The organism is Paenibacillus sp. W4I10 (assembly GCF_030816325.1).
Classification (GTDB): Bacteria; Bacillota; Bacilli; order Paenibacillales; family Paenibacillaceae; genus Paenibacillus; species Paenibacillus amylolyticus_B.
This window is the reverse complement of the sequence record NZ_JAUSXX010000001.1, coordinates 2,736,909-2,756,460: the sequence shown is the minus strand read 5'-3', so window position 1 is coordinate 2,756,460 and position 19,552 is coordinate 2,736,909. Positions and strand designations below refer to the sequence as shown.

21 protein-coding genes are annotated in these 19,552 nt (G+C 44.4%); all 21 read left to right on the top strand.

The window, feature by feature from the left end:
• Window positions 1-15 precede the first annotated feature (15 nt).
• Complete coding sequence (locus QF049_RS12220) at window positions 16-957, top strand: MotE family protein (RefSeq protein WP_307537704.1); 942 nt, start codon at window positions 16-18, stop codon at window positions 955-957.
• Window positions 958-996: 39 nt separating this feature from the next.
• Window positions 997-2,385 carry a flagellar hook-length control protein FliK gene (locus QF049_RS12215; RefSeq protein ID WP_307537702.1) on the top strand — a complete coding sequence of 463 codons (1,389 nt, stop codon included), beginning with the start codon at window positions 997-999 and terminating at the stop codon, window positions 2,383-2,385.
• Between the two features lie 19 nt (window positions 2,386-2,404).
• Complete coding sequence (locus tag QF049_RS12210) at window positions 2,405-2,962, top strand: flagellar hook capping FlgD N-terminal domain-containing protein (RefSeq protein ID WP_307537699.1); 558 nt, start codon at window positions 2,405-2,407, stop codon at window positions 2,960-2,962.
• Complete coding sequence (locus tag QF049_RS12205) at window positions 2,959-3,342, top strand: TIGR02530 family flagellar biosynthesis protein (RefSeq protein WP_047842481.1); 384 nt, start codon at window positions 2,959-2,961, stop codon at window positions 3,340-3,342. Before QF049_RS12210 ends, QF049_RS12205 begins: the two co-directional genes overlap by 4 nt.
• An 81-nt stretch (window positions 3,343-3,423) precedes the next feature.
• Entirely contained in the window at window positions 3,424-4,239 is an 816-nt protein-coding gene (gene flgG / locus QF049_RS12200; RefSeq protein WP_264929307.1) for a flagellar basal body rod protein FlgG, read from the top strand.
• Between the two features lie 68 nt (window positions 4,240-4,307).
• Entirely contained in the window at window positions 4,308-4,529 is a 222-nt protein-coding gene (locus QF049_RS12195; RefSeq protein ID WP_017689179.1) for a flagellar FlbD family protein, read from the top strand.
• Complete coding sequence (locus tag QF049_RS12190) at window positions 4,529-4,990, top strand: flagellar basal body-associated FliL family protein (RefSeq protein WP_307537696.1); 462 nt, start codon at window positions 4,529-4,531, stop codon at window positions 4,988-4,990. The genes QF049_RS12195 and QF049_RS12190 overlap by 1 nt, the downstream gene beginning before the upstream one ends.
• A gap of 39 nt (window positions 4,991-5,029) precedes the next feature.
• On the top strand, window positions 5,030-6,028 hold the full coding sequence (gene fliM, locus QF049_RS12185) for a flagellar motor switch protein FliM (RefSeq protein ID WP_124114075.1): 999 nt from the start codon (window positions 5,030-5,032) through the stop codon (window positions 6,026-6,028).
• Complete coding sequence (gene fliY, locus QF049_RS12180; protein WP_307537692.1) at window positions 6,018-7,283, top strand: flagellar motor switch phosphatase FliY; 1,266 nt, start codon at window positions 6,018-6,020, stop codon at window positions 7,281-7,283. The genes fliM and fliY overlap by 11 nt, the downstream gene beginning before the upstream one ends.
• 28 nt (window positions 7,284-7,311) lie before the next feature.
• The gene (locus QF049_RS12175; RefSeq protein WP_017689175.1) at window positions 7,312-7,677 is read left to right on the top strand and encodes a response regulator; all 366 of its coding nucleotides are present in this window, start codon (window positions 7,312-7,314) and stop codon (window positions 7,675-7,677) included.
• Between the two features lie 11 nt (window positions 7,678-7,688).
• A complete protein-coding gene (locus QF049_RS12170) occupies window positions 7,689-8,225 on the top strand; it encodes a flagellar biosynthetic protein FliO (protein WP_091017292.1) in 537 nt (178 codons plus the stop codon).
• Window positions 8,222-8,977, top strand: coding sequence for a flagellar type III secretion system pore protein FliP (fliP, locus tag QF049_RS12165; RefSeq protein ID WP_017689173.1), 756 nt, complete (start codon window positions 8,222-8,224; stop codon window positions 8,975-8,977). Before QF049_RS12170 ends, fliP begins: the two co-directional genes overlap by 4 nt.
• Window positions 8,978-9,002: 25 nt before the next feature.
• Window positions 9,003-9,272 (top strand): flagellar biosynthesis protein FliQ, encoded by a 270-nt coding sequence (gene fliQ, locus QF049_RS12160; RefSeq protein ID WP_047842485.1) that lies wholly within the window; start codon window positions 9,003-9,005, stop codon window positions 9,270-9,272.
• Between the two features lie 10 nt (window positions 9,273-9,282).
• Window positions 9,283-10,071: a flagellar biosynthetic protein FliR gene (gene fliR / locus QF049_RS12155; protein ID WP_036609353.1), complete on the top strand. Its 789-nt coding sequence runs from the start codon at window positions 9,283-9,285 to the stop codon at window positions 10,069-10,071.
• 23 nt (window positions 10,072-10,094) lie between these two features.
• Window positions 10,095-11,177 (top strand): flagellar biosynthesis protein FlhB, encoded by a 1,083-nt coding sequence (gene flhB / locus QF049_RS12150; protein WP_176872693.1) that lies wholly within the window; start codon window positions 10,095-10,097, stop codon window positions 11,175-11,177.
• 25 nt (window positions 11,178-11,202) lie between these two features.
• Window positions 11,203-13,236 carry a flagellar biosynthesis protein FlhA gene (gene flhA, locus QF049_RS12145; protein WP_017689169.1) on the top strand — a complete coding sequence of 678 codons (2,034 nt, stop codon included), beginning with the start codon at window positions 11,203-11,205 and terminating at the stop codon, window positions 13,234-13,236.
• Window positions 13,233-14,585 (top strand): flagellar biosynthesis GTPase FlhF, encoded by a 1,353-nt coding sequence (gene flhF, locus QF049_RS12140; RefSeq protein ID WP_307537685.1) that lies wholly within the window; start codon window positions 13,233-13,235, stop codon window positions 14,583-14,585. Before flhA ends, flhF begins: the two co-directional genes overlap by 4 nt.
• Entirely contained in the window at window positions 14,582-15,469 is an 888-nt protein-coding gene (locus tag QF049_RS12135) for a MinD/ParA family protein (RefSeq protein ID WP_017689167.1), read from the top strand. Before flhF ends, QF049_RS12135 begins: the two co-directional genes overlap by 4 nt.
• Window positions 15,470-15,501: 32 nt before the next feature.
• Complete coding sequence (gene cheB, locus QF049_RS12130; RefSeq protein ID WP_307537683.1) at window positions 15,502-16,944, top strand: chemotaxis-specific protein-glutamate methyltransferase CheB; 1,443 nt, start codon at window positions 15,502-15,504, stop codon at window positions 16,942-16,944.
• Window positions 16,945-16,976: 32 nt separating this feature from the next.
• Window positions 16,977-19,049, top strand: a complete 2,073-nt coding sequence (locus tag QF049_RS12125; protein WP_307537681.1) for a chemotaxis protein CheA — start codon at window positions 16,977-16,979, stop codon at window positions 19,047-19,049.
• 41 nt (window positions 19,050-19,090) lie between these two features.
• On the top strand, window positions 19,091-19,552 hold the full coding sequence (locus tag QF049_RS12120; protein ID WP_036609340.1) for a chemotaxis protein CheW: 462 nt from the start codon (window positions 19,091-19,093) through the stop codon (window positions 19,550-19,552).

Sequence of the window (19,552 nt, the reverse complement as noted above, 5' to 3'; positions counted from 1 at the left end):
AAGGAGGAATAAACGATGGCTGTTAAAGATGATAGCGACATTGAAAAAGAGTCGGGAGGCGGTTGGGAAAAATTTCTGATGATTTCAATCCCGATTGTATTCACCGTAGTACTGCTAGGTGTACTACTTACGCTATTTAATGTAGATATTCGTAATAATTTGTTTGAATTCGCCAACAAGATACCAGTAGTCAAGGAATGGGTACCTGATCCTGTACTGGATCCGGAGAAGGAGAAGCTGGAGAAGAGTGAGCAGCAGGTTGAAAGTGCTGAAGCCACAATCGAAAAGCTGAAATCCCAAGTAACTGCCAAAGAAACAGAGCTCAAGGCAGCACAGGAAGCGACAACAACTGAAGCGAAGAAGGCCACGGACCTTCAGAAGAAGTTGGATGATGCGGAAAAAGCGGCTGAAACGGCTACAGCAGCAACGCCAGAGACGGAATCTGATTATCAAAAACAAATCAAAGATTTGGCTAAAATGTATGCGGACATGAGCCCAAGCAAAGCTGCACCGATTTTGCAAAATATGACGAATGAAGAAATGGTATTGTTGTTGAATGCCATGCAGTCATCTGCTCGGACCAAGGTACTTGAAAAGATGGACCCGAAAACAGCAGCCGATGTCACCATGATGATGAAGGATGCTAAACCGTCCGGGGATCTGGCACTGGACGCACTGCAATCCAGATTGAAAAAAGAAACCGCAGCAACTTCAACTGCATCCACAACCACAAGCAAAAATCTGGATAAAAACCAGCTTAGTCAAACATTTGCTTCGATGTCTGCTTCAAGTGGTGCCAAGCTATTATTGGAAACATACAAGTTAAGTCCTGACAAAACATTGACCATTCTGAATTCAGTAGATGATGCAACACGCTCTCAATTGCTTGAGAACATGTCTTCAGAAGACTCGGTTGCAACTGCAAAAATTTTGAACAGATTAATGGGTAACAAGTAGAGCTGATTACACTGTATAACCGAGAGGAGGTGAAAATAAATGTCGATTGTATATCAAATGGCATCCACAGCATCTGCAAAAGCAACGGGAACAGGTCAGACAACCGGAGCACAATCCAAAGGTTCAGCTGCAGGTGCTAGCGGTGAATTTCTCCAAACTCTTGCACAATCGCTATCTGGAGGAAACACAGAAGGTGATAGTTCAAGCGCTACCGGAAGCTTAACTGCCAATCCGTTGGTGTTTTCCTTTGCTACAAGTGAAGAAGGAGAAACGGCATCAATCACGGCTATACTGAATTCGTTGTTCACGGACTTGGATTCACTTGACGAAGCTTTGGAAAATGACCCAGCTCTACTTGCAGGTTTGCAAACTCTGATTCAACAGATGTATACACAATTAAGTAATCCTTCAGGTACTAATGCAGAAGATTCCGACGAGTCTTCGAACGGAGCGGAAAGCGTAAAAACAGTACCCGCAATTGAACTGTCGCAGCATCCGGCAGCAGTACGTTTTGTTCTGCAAGATATGCTTACACAATTAGTAGCTGGAATGAATGACCCTGAGAGTAACGTTGCAAAGAACACTCCTGAATTCAAACATTTGTTACAATCTCTGCAGAGTCAGCTTCAAGAGGCTGGAGTCGATACCACTAGTAACAAAGGATGGACTGAACTGAAATCCATACTGGATACATTGACTGCAGTTAAGGATCAGACTGCACAGGTCGCTCCAAGTACTTCGCTTCAAACATCCAAACAGGATTCGGTCGTACCACAAGTTCTTGTTGCGGCAGTGGCAAATTCTGGAACCCAGGTAAAAGCTGAGGCTGAGACAACATCTGCTTCAAATGCAGGTGGAGAAGTGGAACACTCAACCATCATTACTGCAGGAGAGCTGTCCTTGCGTTCATCAGGTACTACAGCAGGAAAACCGGCTGAACCTGTAATGCAAACATCACAGTTTGCCAAGGAAATGACACAGTTTGTTGTTAACAAGCTGGATATTGTCCAGCAAAAAGGATTTTCCGAGGCGACCATCTCACTTCGGCCTGAGCATCTAGGTAAATTGGATGTTCAAATTACCTTGCAGAACGGGCAGTTGGTTGCACGGTTTATGACTGAGCATACGATGGCTAAAGACATGCTTGAACAACAAATGACGCAGCTGCGTTCTTCACTTCAAGCCCAGGGGATTCAGGTGGAACGACTTGAGGTTACCCAGAACAGTTCAATTGGATCACAGATGTATCAGGACGGAGGCCGTCAGCCGGGAAGTAACTCTCAGCAACAACGCCGTTCGCGTGAGCGTGAGGAACAATCGGATGATGCTATAGCTACAGCAGGGATTCAAGAAGAATTGCGTAACTGGCGTAGCGAGCAAGTCGAAGGAAACGAATTACAAAGAGATACATTTAGTGCTAAGGCTTAAACAGAAATGAGGTGAGCATATGGCTAATGAAATTGTTTCAACGAATAATACCTGGCCGAACTATTCGGCAGCCAATAAAGCAACCACAAGTGCTGCAACAAAAGAATTGGGTAAAGATCAGTTTCTAAAAATCCTGATTACCCAGCTGCAAAATCAAGACCCGATGCAGCCGATGGAGGATAAGGAATTTATCGCTCAAATGGCACAGTTCAGCTCAGTGGAACAACTGGTCAATATTTCTACCCAGCTCAAAACATTGAACCAGTCCCTTGGTGCTGTATCCGGTATGATTGGCATGGAGGTAAGTTGGCTTTCTTCTAATAAAGATGATAACGGAACTCTTCGTCAGGGTATTGTAGATTCCATCATTGTAAGAGATAGCGTTCAATACGCAAAAGTGGGCAACGACGAGATTAAGCTGGATGAGATCATTCAGGTGAATTATCCAAAACAGGCAGAAGAGAGTCAAACTCCAGTACAGAACGTTCAGGATGTAACCCTTGAAACGAACGAGAGCCAAGAAGTTGAATCATCCGCTGAAACGGGTGATACGGAAGATAGCGGGAAAACGATATGAGTGATCGCATAACGGTTGGACAATTATACGCAGGCCCGATTACACCGAATATGCTTCAAAGACCCAAAACGGGAGAAGCTTCGGCTATACCCGAAAAACCTTTTGCAAAGGTGCTGGAAGATAACCTTCTGAAATTGAGCAATCATGCTGCCAAACGATTGGAACAGCGTGGTATTGAACTCAAGACCGAGCAAATGGAACAGATTGGTTCTGCTTTGGACAAAGCTGCTGCCAAAGGAGCCAAAGAGTCATTGATTTTAATGCAGGATATGGCTTTTATCGTCAATGTCAAAAATCGTACTGTGGTTACAGCTATGGATAGTGAGAGCATGAAGGATAATGTGTTCACTCAGATTGATAGTGCCGTAATCATTTCTTGACCGGCTGGCCCTTCTCGGGAGCCGGAATGCCGCTGACCGACTGATGCGGTAACCAAATGAAGACTGGGAGGATTTTTAAAAATGTTGAAATCAATGTACTCAGGCGTTTCCGGGATGCGGGGTTTCCAAACAAAACTCGACGTAATTGGTAACAATATTGCGAACGTAAACACGGTTGGCTTCAAAGGCAGTCGGGTTATGTTCAAAGATATTATGAGCCAAACAACGGCAGGGGTAACTGCCCCTGGCGATGCAAGTGGTGGTGTCAATGCAAAACAAATCGGTCTTGGTGTATCGGTAGGTTCAATTGATACGCTGCATCTGGCAGGTAGCCCAATGACAACGAATAATCCAACAGATCTTCGGATTAATGGAGATGGATTCTTCTTGGTACGTTTGAGTGAAGATCAGGAAGTACCTTACCTGACTCGTGCGGGGGATTTCCATGTGGATGCTGCACGTAACCTTTTGACTTCGGATGGATTGTTTGTTCTGGATAACGGTGGTGGAAATATTACGATACCGGATGATGTTGTTTCCTTCACGATTGGTCAGGATGGAACAATTAACCAGACCATGGCAGACGGAACCATCGAAGCGGGTCCACAGATTGGAATAGGTAAAGTTGTCAATCCAGAAGGCCTTGAGAAAATTGGGGGCAACTTGTACCGTATGACAGCAAACGCGAATCCGGATGGGGTGCTGGAACCATTGACAGCGAACAGTGCTGAGGACGGAACAGGAGCAATCATTGCTGGACAGCTCGAGATGTCTAACGTGGATCTGACTGGAGAGTTTACTGAGATGATCGTAGCTCAACGTGGATTCCAGGCAAACTCCCGGATCATTACAACGTCGGATGAAATACTTCAGGAAGTTGTTAACCTGAAACGTTAATAACTGATTAATGAATTTTTAAAACGTGGGGGAGCTTGCTCCTCCCACTCTGATCAAGGGGGCTTAGCATGATTTCGGTTACGCGGTTAAATGGTTCTCCCATGTGGTTAAATGCGCTGATGGTTGAAATTGTGGAAGAGACGCCGGATACGTATATTACTCTGGTAACTGGAAAGAGACTGATTGTGCTTGAAAAAGCCGCAGACGTTATTTCCAAGATTAAAGATTACAACCGTGAAATCGGGGTTCAGGCAGCCACTATTAAAGTGCAGCAAACGGAGGAATCCTGATGAAAAAAATGATGCCCTGGCTTGCAACAATGTTGCTGGCGATAACACTCATTGTGGTGGTTGTGTTTGTATTTATGCAAGGACAGAACGGGAATAAGGACGACACACATACGGCGGCAGCTGCTGAAGAAAAAAAATTGACTGCGGATGAAATTGTAGAGGTATCGTCAGAGCTTGCACAGATTAAAACGAATCTGGCCGATCCGGATCGTATTATTATGGTTAGTTTTTCTTTCAAGTTATCTGACAAAACAGCCAAAGAAGATTTTGAAAAAATTAAAAGCATTACGGTGAAGCCCATTATTATTCAGGCACTTGCAGATACCAAGGCTGAGGAACTGAGTTCGGCCAAGGGTATGAAACAATTCAATGAGAAACTGACAGGTCTAATTAATGAGGCATTGCCTGAGCCGAAATTGAAAAGCACTAGTTTTTCAGACATTGTTATAGCACCAATGTAATGAACAGAACACGCTGTAGACCTGTAAGGGGGTGAGAACATGGTGGATGTATTATCACAAAATGAGATTGACGCCCTATTAGCAGCCCTTTCTTCTGGTGAAATGGACGCAGAAGAATTGAAGAAGGAAGAAACTCAGAAGAAAATTAGATCGTACGATTTTAAGCGGGCAGTGCGTTTTTCCAAAGACCATATCAGAAGCTTGACTCGTATTCACGAAAACTTTGCACGCTTTCTCACCACTTATTTTTCAGCCCAACTGCGGACGTTCGTTCAAATCAATGTCGTTCAGGTCGAACAGTTGCCTTATGATGAGTTTATCCGTTCTATTCCTAAGATGACGATATTGAACATTTTTGAAGCGGAGCCACTACAGGGACGAATGGTGATGGAAGTCCATCCAAACGTGGGATATGCGATGCTGGATCGCCTTCTTGGTGGAACCGGGAGTGCTCCAACAAAGATTGCATCGATGACGGAGATTGAAACGACCATCATGGAACGAATATTCAGCCGTGCATTTGAAAGTTTGCAAGAAGCATGGAAGACCGTGTTGGATATTACCCCGAGGATGGAAGCGCTCGAGACCAATCCGCAATTTATGCAGATTGTATCTCCCAATGAGACCATTGCTCTGATCTCGCTCAGTACCAAAATTGGTGACACGACAGGCATGATCAATCTATGTATACCGCATGTCGTTCTTGAACCTATTATGTCACGGTTGTCAACTCATCAGTGGTTTGTTTCGGAGAAGAAAACGAGAGCTCCAGAGGAGTATGATGCTCTAAGAGAGCGCGTGAACAAAGCCAAGTTACCCATCGTTGCGGAATTGGGAGAATCCAGAATTTCAATTGCAGAATTTCTGGGTCTATCCGTTGGTGATGTCATTACGTTGAACAAACCAGTTGATGAGGGACTTTCCATTAAAGTGGGTGACAAACTGAAATACATGGGCAGTCCGGGAACAATCAAGGACCGTGTGGCTGTGCAAATAGACGAGATTGTCACCGAAGGAGTTGAAGAATTTGACGAGTAAGGATTATTTATCCCAAGAAGAAATCGATGCTTTGCTCAGGCAATCGGAATCGATAAACAGCTCGGAACCCGCAGAAAAGACGGTTGATGATTTTTTGACCGAGCTGGAGCAGGATGCCTTGGGGGAGATTGGTAACATTACATTTGGTAGCGCGGCAACAGCCTTATCCACGCTATTAGGCCTCAAAGTAGATATTACAACACCTAAAGTTTCTATCATTAGTCGAACGCAGTTTGAAGAAGCTTTTCCTAAGCCACATGTTGCCGTTCATGTGAATTACGTGGATGGATTCGAAGGCATTAACTCACTTGTTATCAAGAAGAGAGATGCTCAAGTCATCGCTGATTTGATGCTGGGTGGCGAAGGAAATCCGGTCGATGAAGAACTGAATGAAATCCATATTAGTGCGGTACAGGAAGCGATGAACCAGATGATGGGTTCCTCTGCAACCTCAATGTCCACGATTTTTAATCGTTTTGTGAATATTTCCCCTCCGGGAATCGATATTCTCAATCTGGAGAGTGGAGAGGGTGTAAGTAATCTTCCAGCAGATGAGACCCTCATTCAAGTTTCATTTCGTTTGTTAATCGGGGATCTGATCGATTCCAATCTGATGCAGTTGCTTCCAGTTCATTTTGCCAAAAACATGGTAGATATGCTAATTGGAGGCGCTCAGGAGTCAACTGCCAGCGCACCAGTGGCATCAACACCTGAACCTGCGCCAGCAGCTGTACCAGCAACGCCACCACCGGTTGCGGAGCAGCCGCCCGTTCAGCACCAACAGGCTCCACAACAGCCTGCTCAGGACTATAACGGATATGGACAGGCCCCGATGGGTATGCCTCAAGGAATGCCGCCACAGCAGCCGTATGGCATGCCACCGCAGCAACCTTATGGTGCACCTCAACATTACGGTGGAATGCCAAATAGGAATGTTAACGTACAACCAGTTCAATTCGCCAATTTGCAAAATGGGGCGTATGGTCAGGTAGACGAAAACAATTTGAATTTATTGATGGACATTCCCCTTAAAGTCACCGTAGAATTAGGAAGGACCCAGAAGCAAATTAAAGATATTTTGGAACTGTCACAGGGTTCGATTGTCGAACTGGATAAGTTAGCCGGGGAACCTGTCGATATTTTGGTGAATAACAAACTGATCGCCAAGGGAGAAGTTGTCGTTATTGACGAAAACTTTGGTGTTCGTGTTATAGATATCGTTAGCCAATGGGACCGAATTCAGAAATTACAATAAGCACAATTTAGGGAGGACTTGAATCAAGATGGCAAACCGAATTTTAGTCGTAGACGACGCTGCATTTATGAGAATGATGATCCGGGACATTTTGTCCAAAAATGGATATGAGGTTGTTGGTGAGGCACAGGATGGCTCACAAGCAATTGAGAAATTTAAAGAGCTTCGTCCGGATCTGATCACAATGGACATCACGATGCCTGAGATGGACGGTATTGCAGCTTTGAAAGAAATCAAGAAGATTGATGCTAACGCAAAAGTGATTATGTGCTCCGCGATGGGTCAACAAGCGATGGTAATCGACGCTATTCAAGCAGGTGCTAAAGACTTTATCGTTAAACCGTTCCAATCTGACCGGGTTATCGAAGCGATCAGCAAGACACTGGGCGTTTAAGAGACATGATGATGGCTCAGGGTGATATTCCAGGAGGAGCTGGCGTGGGAAGTAATTATTATTTACAGCTTGTATGGGTGATTGTTGTCCTGGCCGTCATCCTGGCCCTTATTGTTTATCTGATTCGTTTTTTAAACAAACGGAATCAGCAAATGTTCCGGCACGGCACAATTCGTACCCTGGGTGGGGTTGGACTGGGGCAAAACAAGTCGTTGCAAATTATGGAGATTGGTGGATGTGTATATCTGCTTGGTGTAGGTGAAGACATCCAGTTGATAGACAAGGTTTCGGATCTGGAAGAGGCCCAAAGAATTATTGATTCCTTCGAACGAGATGCTGCTGCACAACAAGGAAATCTCTCACCTCTCATTGCCAAGCTCACAAAACGTTTCCGTAGAGAAGAACCGCCGCGGGAAATGGAACTAGAGGACACAACTTCTTTTCACGAAATGTTTGAATCCAAACTTCGGCAGATGCCTAACCGTAAAGAGAAGATGGAAAAGCTCCTGGATAAAGACAATACTACAGATCGGTCGAGGGATTCATGAAGAAAAAGATTTGGTTAGCGTGTTGTTTATTAGGACTTATCAGTCTGGCATCTGTAACGGTTGCCTTTGCCGAACCCATTCCGAATATTGATATTCAGATTGGAAACGGTGATGGAGGGACACCAAGCACGAGTTCACTGTCCATCATTCTGTTAATTACGGTGCTTAGTATTGCTCCAGCAATGCTTGTACTGATGACCAGTTTTACTCGGATTGTGATTGTGCTCGGTTTTATACGTACATCTTTGGGTACACAACAAATGCCACCCAATCAGGTGCTGGTCGGATTGGCGCTATTTCTGACACTTTTCATTATGTCGCCGACGTTGTCTTCCATAAATCAGGTAGCGCTTCAGCCCTATCTCCAGGGAGAGCTTACGCAAACCGAGGCACTTGAAAAAGCAGCGGATCCCATAAAGAAATTTATGTTTAGTCACACCAGAGAAAAAGATCTGTTACTGTTTATGAAGTACAATCAGACTGAACAACCAAAGACCTACCAGGATATCCCAATTACTGTTATGGTGCCGGCATATGTAATCAGTGAGTTAAAGACAGCATTCCAGATGGGGTTTATGATTTTTATTCCGTTTCTGGTTATAGACATTGTTGTCGCGAGTACACTCATGGCAATGGGGATGATGATGCTTCCGCCGGTCATGATCTCATTACCTTTCAAAATACTGCTCTTTGTCCTTGTGGACGGGTGGTACCTGGTAGTCAAGTCACTGTTACTGAGTTTTAACACTTGATCCGGAAAGTTAAAGGAGGACGGTCATGACTTCGGAATTTATTATCGGTCTGGCCGGGAAAGCGGTATACACGTCATTGCTGGCCAGCGCACCCATGCTTATACTAGCTCTGGTTGTAGGACTTGCAATCAGTATTTTTCAAGCGACAACTCAAATTCAGGAACAAACATTAGCTTTTGTACCCAAGATTGTTGCCGTACTTCTGGCAGTACTTTTGTTTGGACCTTGGATCTTAAATATCTTGGTCGATTTTACGTTTAACATTCTCGATAATCTATACAGATACATAGGGTAGGCTTTAGCAGATGGAGACATTGTTGCAAAGTTTCCCTGTCGCTCTGCTTATGTTTTGTCGAATCACATCATTTTTTGTAACTGCGCCAGTTTTTTCGGCTCGAAATGTGCCGGCTTCAGTTAAAATAGGTATCTCTGCATTTGTCACATTATCTGTCTATCTGATTTACGGAATAGACCAGACCGTACCCACAGACCTGAGTTATGTCTTATTGATCATCAGAGAGATTCTAATTGGCTTGCTTTTAGGTTTTGTGGCTTATCTGTTGATGACGGCTGTTCAGACTGCGGGGACCTTTATCGATCTACAGATCGGTTTTGGTATGGCCAATGTATACGATCCAATGACAGGTGCTTCAGCTCCACTTACGGGTAACTTGAAGTATGCATTTGCTATGCTTCTGTTTCTGACGATGAATGGTCACCATTATTTGCTGGATGCGATAGTTTACAGTTACCGGTGGGTACCATTATCTAATGTGTTTTTCCTACGGTTGGCAGATGGAAGTATTGCTGAATTTTTGATTCAGACCTTAGGTCAATCATTTATGCTGGCTTTTCAGATGTCGGCTCCGATTGTAGTTGCGTTGTTTTTGACGGATGTTGGATTGGGTTTTTTGGCCAAAACTGCTCCTCAATTTAATGTATTTGCAGTTGGGTTGCCGCTTAAGTTACTCGTTGGTCTTGCTATTTTGCTTTTGCTGGTTCCCAGTTTCTCCTTTGTATTTAGTCAATTGTTCGAAGCGATATTCAGATCGATGGAAAAATTGCTTGGAACCATTGGACAAAGGCCCGGCTGAGTGAAACGGAGGAAAAGACACGGATGAAACTTCAACTCGACCTCCAGTTATTTTCAGGGGAGAAGACGGAGAAAGCTACCCCGAAAAAGAGACAGGATACACGAAAAAAAGGACAGGTTGTAAAAAGCGCTGAACTATCTGGCGCATCCATTCTCCTAATCGTGTTTTTGATCATGATGGTATTCAGCAATTTCTATAAAGAACGTATAGTTCGTCTGTTTACAGATATCTTCATCAATCGATTGAGTATGGATATCACCGGAGAGAATGTGATGGCGCTTATGATGCGCTATGGCATTGAAGTTTTGTTATTGATCGCTCCCGTTTTGCTGGGTGCGTTACTTGTTGCTTTGATCGTTAACTACATGCAAGTTGGTTTTCTTCTTGTAGGGGAAGGTTTGAAGCCAAAACTTGAGAAACTGGACCCGATTAAAGGTTTCAAAAATATATTCTCTCTCCGCTCATTAGTGGAATTTGCTAAATCCATTTTGAAAATGTCGATTATCGGTTATCTCGTTTACAGTACAATTAAAGGCTACCAGTCAGATATTGCTTCACTTTCTCATTTTTCATTGGATGCTATTTTACATTTCGCTGCATCGATCACTTTAAGTCTTGGTATCAAGATTGCAGTGGCATTAATGATACTTGCGATATTTGATTACATGTATCAGAAATATGACCATGAGAAGAAGATTCGTATGTCCAAGCAAGACATCAAAGACGAGTACAAGAAAATGGAAGGTGATCCGCTGATCAAAGGTAAAATCCGGGAACGCCAGCGTCGTATGGCTATGCAGCGCATGATGCAGGAAGTGCCGAATGCGGATGTAATCATCACGAACCCAACTCACTTTGCGGTTGCGCTAAAGTATGAAGGTTCCGAGATGGAGGCACCACAGATTATTGCCAAAGGTCAGGATTATGTCGCCTTGCGTATTAAGGAAATTGCCAAAGAAAACGGTGTTATTACCATGGAAAACAAGCCGCTGGCACGGGCATTGTTCCAGAGAGCCGAGATTGGTGACGCTATACCGGCCGATTTGTTTCAAGCGGTAGCTGAAGTGCTGGCTTATGTATATAAACTAAAGGGCAGAACGAAATAAAAGGGGATCGGAGGCCGTACATTCATTGAAGATTAAAGATATAGCTGTCCTTGCGGGTATCATTGGCATTGTGTTGATGATGATTCTTCCGATCCCAACCTGGCTGTTGGACTTGTTGCTGGTCGTCAATATTTCAATTGCACTGATGATACTCCTTGTTGCAATGAACAGCAAAGAAGCGTTGCAGTTTTCTATTTTTCCAGCTTTGCTGTTGATCACTACACTATTCCGACTGGCACTGAACATTTCGACAACCAAGCTAATCCTTGGTGATGGGGATGCCGGAGCCGTAGTTGCTACCTTTGGTAGCTGGATTGCTGGAGGGCAAATTGCGATTGGATTTATCGTGTTTTTGATCCTCGTTGTCGTTCAGTTTATCGTCATTACAAAGGGGTCTGAGCGTGTAGCTGAAGTTGCTGCCCGATTCACCCTCGATGCGATGCCTGGTAAACAAATGAGTATTGATGCGGATCTGAATGCGGGTCTAATCAACGAGCAACAAGCTCGTGAGCGTCGTTCCAAAATTGAACGTGAAGCCGATTTTTATGGAGCGATGGATGGAGCAAGTAAATTCGTAAAAGGTGACGCAATTGCAAGTATTATCATCCTCCTGATCAATCTCATTGGTGGATTTATAATCGGTATGACTGTGCATGGGATGGCTTTTGCAGATGCAATGTCAACGTACTCTGTATTGACTATCGGAGATGGACTGGTAAGCCAAATCCCTGCTTTGCTTATTTCCACAGCAGCAGGACTTATCGTCACCAGAGCGTCTTCAGAAGGAAACCTGGCAGATGATATTACGGGGCAACTGTTTACATATCCAATACTTATTTATATCGTAGCTTTCGTTATTGCCATGCTCGGTTTCTTCACACCAATTCATGTTATTACTACACTTCCGTTGGCAGGTGTGTTGGCATATGCCGCGTGGCGTATGCAGAATAATCTGAATTTGAAACAAGTAGCGGAAGAACAGTTGGAAGAAGAACAGCAGATTGAAGAGGTTAGAAGTCCTGAAAGTGTAATTAACCTGCTTCAGGTGGACCCTATTGAGTTTGAATTTGGTTATGGTTTAATACCGCTTGCTGATAATCAGCAGGGTGGGGACTTATTGGATCGGATCATTATGATTCGGAGGCAGTGTGCTCTTGAACTGGGGTTGGTCGTTCCGGTCATACGGATTCGAGATAATATCCAGCTCAGACCTAATGAGTATGTTATCAAAATCAAGGGTAATGTGGTAGGTGGCGGAGAACTGTTGTTGAATCATTACCTTGCCATGAGTCCTGGCTATGATGAGGAGTCTGTGACAGGTATTGAAACGACAGAACCTGCTTTTGGACTTCCGGCACTATGGATTGATGAAGTAACCAAAGACAGAGCCGAACTTGCAGGATATACGGTCGTTGATCCGCCTTCCGTTGTGGCTACACATCTCACGGAACTGATTAAGAAACATGCGCATGAGTTACTTGGAAGACAAGAGACAAAAGCACTTGTGGATAATCTCAGAGAGAACTATTCTGCCCTTGTGGATGAACTGATCCCTTCTCTACTTTCCATTGGTGATGTACAGAAAGTGCTTGCTAAGTTATTGCGTGAGAAAATATCTATTCGGGATATGGTTACCATCTTCGAGACACTGGCTGATTATGGTACGTATACGAAGGATCCTGATGTGCTGACTGAATACGTCAGACAATCCCTCTCACGTCAGATTACTCAGCAGTTCTCACAGAAAGGTGAGACACTTCGAGTGATCACGGTTGGACCTGGTCTTGAGAAGAAAATTGCTGAAAGTGTGCAACAATCGGATCAAGGCAGTTATCTTGCGCTAGACCCTGTATCTACACAAAGTGTATATCAGAAGCTGAGTGAACAAGTGAACCGATTGATTCAATCAGGTCAACAACCTGTTGTATTAACTTCTCCAACCATTCGGATGTATCTGCGTCAGGTTATTGAACGTACTATGCAGGACATTCCTGTGCTTTCCTACAGCGAGTTGGAGCCGAATGTTGAAATTCAAAGTATCGGGGTGGTGAACTTATGAGAGTAAAACAATACGTTGTTGAGACCATGCCCGAAGCTATGCTTCAAATTCGCAAAGACCTGGGAAGTGATGCCGTTATTCTGTCCACCAAAGAGATTAAGGTGGGCGGTGTGCTGGGAATGTTTCGTAAAAAAAGGATTGAAGTTGTAGCTGCAGTGGATAAGGAAGAAAACAAGCAAACAACAAAGCCAGTACAAAATCAATTCACACCTGTACCTCGTGCATTTGTACCTGAGGCTTATCGGCAAACAGCTCGTTCGTTTGTTGCGGCTTCTGATGAGTCGGCTACAACGAATACAGCTGATCAAAGTTTACAGGACCAATCTGCTGCTGCCCCGTCTGTGTTTGAATCGCGTAAAATCGGTTCAGACATAGACAGCGGCTCAGGTTCTTCGAGCACGGATCATAAACCGCGACCGCAAGGGGCGGATTTTTCGGGTTCAACAACTGGTCCAAAGCCAACAGGTTCAGACCTGCAGCAGGATAAGTTGATGACTGAATTGCAAGATCTTAAACAAATGGTGACTAGGCTTTCAAAGCAAGGTACTTCTGCGGACCCTGTGCCAGAGGAACTGCATACGATCCGAGAACGTTTGACAGAACAAGATGTCTGGCCTGAAGTATGGGAATCCTGGTTTGATTCAATTCAAGCAAAATGGTCTGAGGATGGATTGAAAGAACAGGATGTAGAACAAGTGGTGAAGCTTGAGGTCATGCACTTTTTGGAGCAACGTATTGAAGAAGGCATTCTTCCTACCACGCGAATCGTCTATGTAGCTGGACCAACCGGTGTAGGGAAAACGACGACAATTGCGAAATTAGCCGCTGAACAAATGTTCAAAAAACAGCGTAAAGTTGGATTCATTACATCAGATACGTATCGGATTTCGGCAGTAGAACAGCTTAGAACGTATGCATCTATACTGAATGTTCCACTTGAGGTGGTGCAATCGCCCGGTGATACACAACGTGCCATTTCTCGATTAGAGAATTGTGATTTGATCTTTATGGATACAGCGGGTAGAAACTATAGAAATGAATTACTTGTTTCGGAACTGCAAAGTTTGCTTGCTCCTGTAGAGAATAGCGAAACCTTTCTGGTCATGAGCATGACCTCCAAAAGTGCTGATATGGTTCAGATCACGGAACATTTCAGTAAATATGGTCTGGATAAGGTGATTTTCACCAAAATGGATGAGACTGGGAGCTGCGGTCCGCTATTTAACTTGTTACACCGTTTTCCACTCAAGCTCGCATATGTGGCAAATGGACAAAATGTTCCGGACGATTTGTTGAAACCAGATGCAGATTCGTTGTCTAAACAGTTGCTGGGAGAATGGTCACAATGAAGGATCAGGCAGCTGCACTTCGAAGTATGGTCTCCGCGCCATTGGAATTGGAAGGCATTGAGCGAGATATTCGATCCTCAAAAATCATTACTGTGGCCAGTGGTAAGGGAGGCGTTGGTAAATCCAATTTCACACTGAACTTTGCCTTGGCATTGCAGGCTTTGGGGCAAAAGGTACTTGTATTTGATGCCGATATTGGAATGGCTAATATTGATGTTCTTATGGGTACGTCTTCTTCCTATAATCTTTACCACCTGTTGTACCGACAAAAATCCATAAGGGAAATCATACAACTGGGTGCCAGTGGCTTGCCTTACATTGCTGGAGGATCGGGCATGAAAGAGTTGTTCTCATTGTCAGATCGTGATCTGGAGTTTTTCGCCAGTCAAGTCGAGGATATTGCCCAGGAAATGGATTATGTCATCTTTGACACTGGGGCAGGACTCTCCAGAGAGAATATGAAGTTCATCGGTGCTGCTGATGAATGCCTGATTATAACTACACCTGAACCGACTTCAATAACCGATGCTTATGCTTTAGTCAAAGTTATGCACGGCCAGGAAAATGCTACGCCCTTTCGGATGATCGTTAACCGGGTGGAAGACGAACGAGAAGCGGAACGGGTGGCAGAAAAAATAGCTGGAGTGGCGAGGCGGTTTTTGCAGACGGATATTCCGCTGCTTGGGTATATTTCAGAAGACGCCCAGGTAGTCAAGGCGGTTAAAAGGCAAATGCCCTATAGTCTGGCTTATCCGAATGCCAAAGCCTCCAAAGATATAGAGAAACTTGCTCTTCGTTATCTGGCTGTACCTGCAACTCCGGGATCCGGAACCTTGACAGGAATCAGGGGATTTATGAATAAGTGGCTTAAACGGACAACATGATTTCTGAATAAAGGAAACAGGGGTGACACAACATGGCGGTGTATCAAGTATTGGTTGTCGATGATTCCGCTTTTATGCGTAAGATTGTTACGGATTTGATCCAAGCGGATCCGGAATTCAAGGTTACGGCAACGGCATCAAACGGTAGAGAAGCGATTCAAAAATCACTAGAATTGAAACCCGATATTATTACAATGGACGTTGAGATGCCCGAAATGAATGGGTTGGATGCATTAAAATCAATTATGAAGGAATCCTTCGTTCCTGTGATTATGCTCTCTGGTATCAATGAACAAGGCATGAAAGAAACCATTATGGCGCTTGAAGCCGGGGCATTTGACTTTATTCGCAAACCATCTATTTCACATGACCAGGATATTGCTCAAGTAGGTAAAGCCTTGGTTGAGCGCATGCGTGCTGCGATGAATGAGATCAAAAGAAAAGCTGATCGTGAGTTATCCATGAAAAATAGAGACATGTTGCGAGGAGCAGTTGCTTCCCCAACTCAGCCAGTGCAGAAAGAAATGCCGGTCAGGGATCCAGCGGAGCCTGTGAAAAAAACGATCGAACCTGTCCAAACGAGTCAACGCTCTCTTCGAGAGCGGACTGAAGCCTTTCAGGCCAAATCAAAGAAACCAATTGAACCAGTGTCACCTTCAAAACCAGGTCGCGTAGAGAACAAACCGGAGCCATTGCCAAAAGCTGAGCGCAATTTGGGGACGAAGGCAGAAAAAGCAGTGAGGTCAGCTAATCCAGTACAGACTCCAAAGGAAGTTCGACTACCTAATGCAGCTAGAGTGGCAGCTGATCAAATAGCGGCAACCTCTGCCTCTGCAAAAGCCAAGGATGTAATCAAGCCCAATCCTGTCCCCAAAGGTGGAGGGGGGCTGGAAGGACCATTCAACAAACTTGTGGCAATAGGTTGTTCTACGGGTGGACCGAGGGCTCTCAAGACATTGCTTGAGCAGTTGCCTGCTGATTTGCCTGCACCAGTCATTATTGTGCAGCATATGCCGCCCAATTTCACACGTTCTCTGGCTCAACGATTGAATACATTCAGTCCACTGCATGTGGTTGAAGCTGAAGAGGGCATGGTTCTGAAAAAAGGAACCGCCTATATAGCACCCGGCGGATTCCATGTGAAAGTTAACAAAACAGCAGACGGGAAGTTTATCGTGAAGCTGACTGAAGATCAACCAGTGAATGGACATAGACCTTCAGTGGATACGATGTTTGAGTCACTTCTGCCGTTTACATCTTTACAAAGGCATCTTGTTTTGCTAACGGGAATGGGAAGTGATGGAGCACGTATGATGAAGAGATTATACGAAGCTGGAGTTACATCAACCTTTGCCGAGAATGAAGAAACATGTGTTGTATATGGTATGCCGCGTTCTGCTGTAGAGCTGCAATGCGTTCGTCATCTTCTGCCATTGCAGGAGATTGCTTCTAAACTTGTTCAAGCAGTGAAATAACGGAGTGTAACTCACGGAGGAGGTGCCTCACAATGGACATGAACCAATATTTATCCATGTTTATTGATGAGTCTAATGATCATCTGCAATCGCTTAACGAAAACATGCTTCAACTTGAAGGCAATCCGGAAGACCTGGGCATAGTTCAGGTTATATTCCGCTCTGCTCATACCTTGAAGGGTATGGCAGCAACTATGGGCTTTGAAGATTTGGCATCACTGACACATAAAATGGAAAATGTGTTGGATATGGTTCGTAATGAGAAGTTGAAAATGAAGGATTACATTTTTGATACCATGTTCAAGAGTCTGGACGCTTTGGAAACCATGGTTCAGGATATTACCGAAGGTGGACAAGGTAAAGCAGATGTATCGTCAATCGTAGCTTCACTTCAGGCCATTGAAAATGGTGAAATGACAAACGGAAATGGACCTGCTACAGAAACAAACAAGCCGACTAACGTTTCAATCTCTTCGGCTGTGGAGCTGGATGAATTCCAATATTCAGTGCTGGATCAGTCGATCGCCGAAGGTCATCGTGTGTTCTACGTGGATGTGCTTGTTAGCGAGCATAGCCAGTTAAAAGGTGTACGGGCTTATATGGTCTTTGATATGCTGGAACGTTCAGGTGAAGTCGTTAAGGCTTACCCATCCGTTCAGGATATTGAGCAGGAGAAGTTTGAGCGCAGTTTCTCGTTGTATTACATAACAACTAAAGAGGCGCACGAACTGGAAGAAGGCATCATGAGTATCTCTGAAATTGAAAGTGCAAAGCTCATTCAACTGGATCAGGAGACTCTTCAGCAGATGGCCAATCAGGTAGCAGCTACAGTTGAAGCGCCACCCGCTCCAACAGCTGTAGCTGAGGTTGCTTCGCCGGATAAGAATTCTGTACCCAAAGAAGAAGCCACAACGGCACCAGCTAAAACAGCTGCACCGAAGCAAGCTGCTGCACCTTCACGTACCATTCGTGTGGATATTGAACGTCTCGACGTATTGATGAACCTGTTCAGTGAATTGTTGATTGACCGTTCACGTCTGGAGCAACTGGCCAGTGAAACAGGCAACAATGATCTATCCGATACAGTAGCTCATTTAAGTCGAGTTAGCACAGATTTGCAAAATATTGTACTGAAACTGCGGATGGTTCCGGTAGATACCGTATTTAATCGATTCCCGCGCATGATCCGTGATCTGGCTAAGACACTTGATAAAAAAATCGATCTGGTGATTACAGGTGCTGAAACGGAACTGGATCGTACGGTAATTGATGAGATTGGTGATCCGCTTGTGCATTTACTGCGTAACGCGGTTGACCATGGTGTGGAATCCATTGCAGAGCGTGTAGCTGCAGGTAAACCAGAGATGGGTACAGTAAACCTGCGTGCCTTCCACAGTGGAAATCACGTATTTATCGAGATTGAAGATGATGGTAAAGGTATCTATCGCGACAAGCTTTTGAAAACCGCGATCAAACGTGGTGTTGTAACCGAAGAACAAGGTGCCAAGATGAGTGACGATGAAGTGAACCAACTGTTGTTCGCACCTGGTTTTAGTACTGCTGATATTATCTCGGATATCTCTGGCCGGGGCGTTGGCTTGGATGTAGTAAAATCGAAGATTACTTCGCTTGGCGGTAATGTAACGATTCATTCAACTCCAGGCAAAGGCACGAACTTCTCTGTTCAGCTTCCGTTGACTCTATCCATTATTGCTGCAATGCTTGTACGACTTGGTTCAGAGAAATACGCTGTTCCGTTGTCCTCCATTGTAGAGACGGCCATTGTACAACGTGAGCAAGTTCGTAATATTCACGGCAATAAAATGATCACGTTCCGTGAGTCACTGATTCCGTACTTGTCTTTGAGCGAAGTTTTCTCCGTACCGGATTTCAATGACGCTGATGAGCAGGAAACAGAAATTGTCGTGATTCGCAAAGGCGACCGTCTTGCAGCCGTAGCTGTTGAAGAATTTATTGGACAAAGTGAGATTGTTCTCAAATCAATGGGAACCTATCTTCCTGCTATTGAAGGAATCTCTGGAGCAACCATTCTCGGAGATGGACAAGTAGCCCTGATTCTTGATCCTAATGCATTTATTAAATAAGCATAGAGCTAAGTCTTACATTTAATAGGGAGGTTTTTTACATGGAAGAAGAGTTGAAAGTCATCGTCTTTAAATTGGGTTCCGAAGAGTATGGTATTGAGGTAGACAAGGTTCAGACGATTGAGCGCATGATGCCAATTACCCGTGTTCCCAAAACACTTTCCTTTGTAAAAGGAGTTATTAATCTACGCGGTGTTGTAATTCCAGTCATTGATCTACGCGGTCGTTTCTCCCTTCCGGAAACGGAATACACGGATCAGACTCGTATTGTTATCGTAGGTGTAGACGACATGCAAGTTGGCTTTATCGTAGATTCTGCCAATGATGTTATTGATATCAAGAGCAGTGCGATCGATAGCCCGCCAGAAGTGGTTGGCGGCGTCAAAGCGAGATACCTGCGAGGTGTTGCTAAATTGGAGGATTCACGCTTGTTGATTATGCTCAACCTAAATGAAGTATTAAATAAAAGCGAGATTGTACAGCTGGAAAGTGTTGAGGGCTAG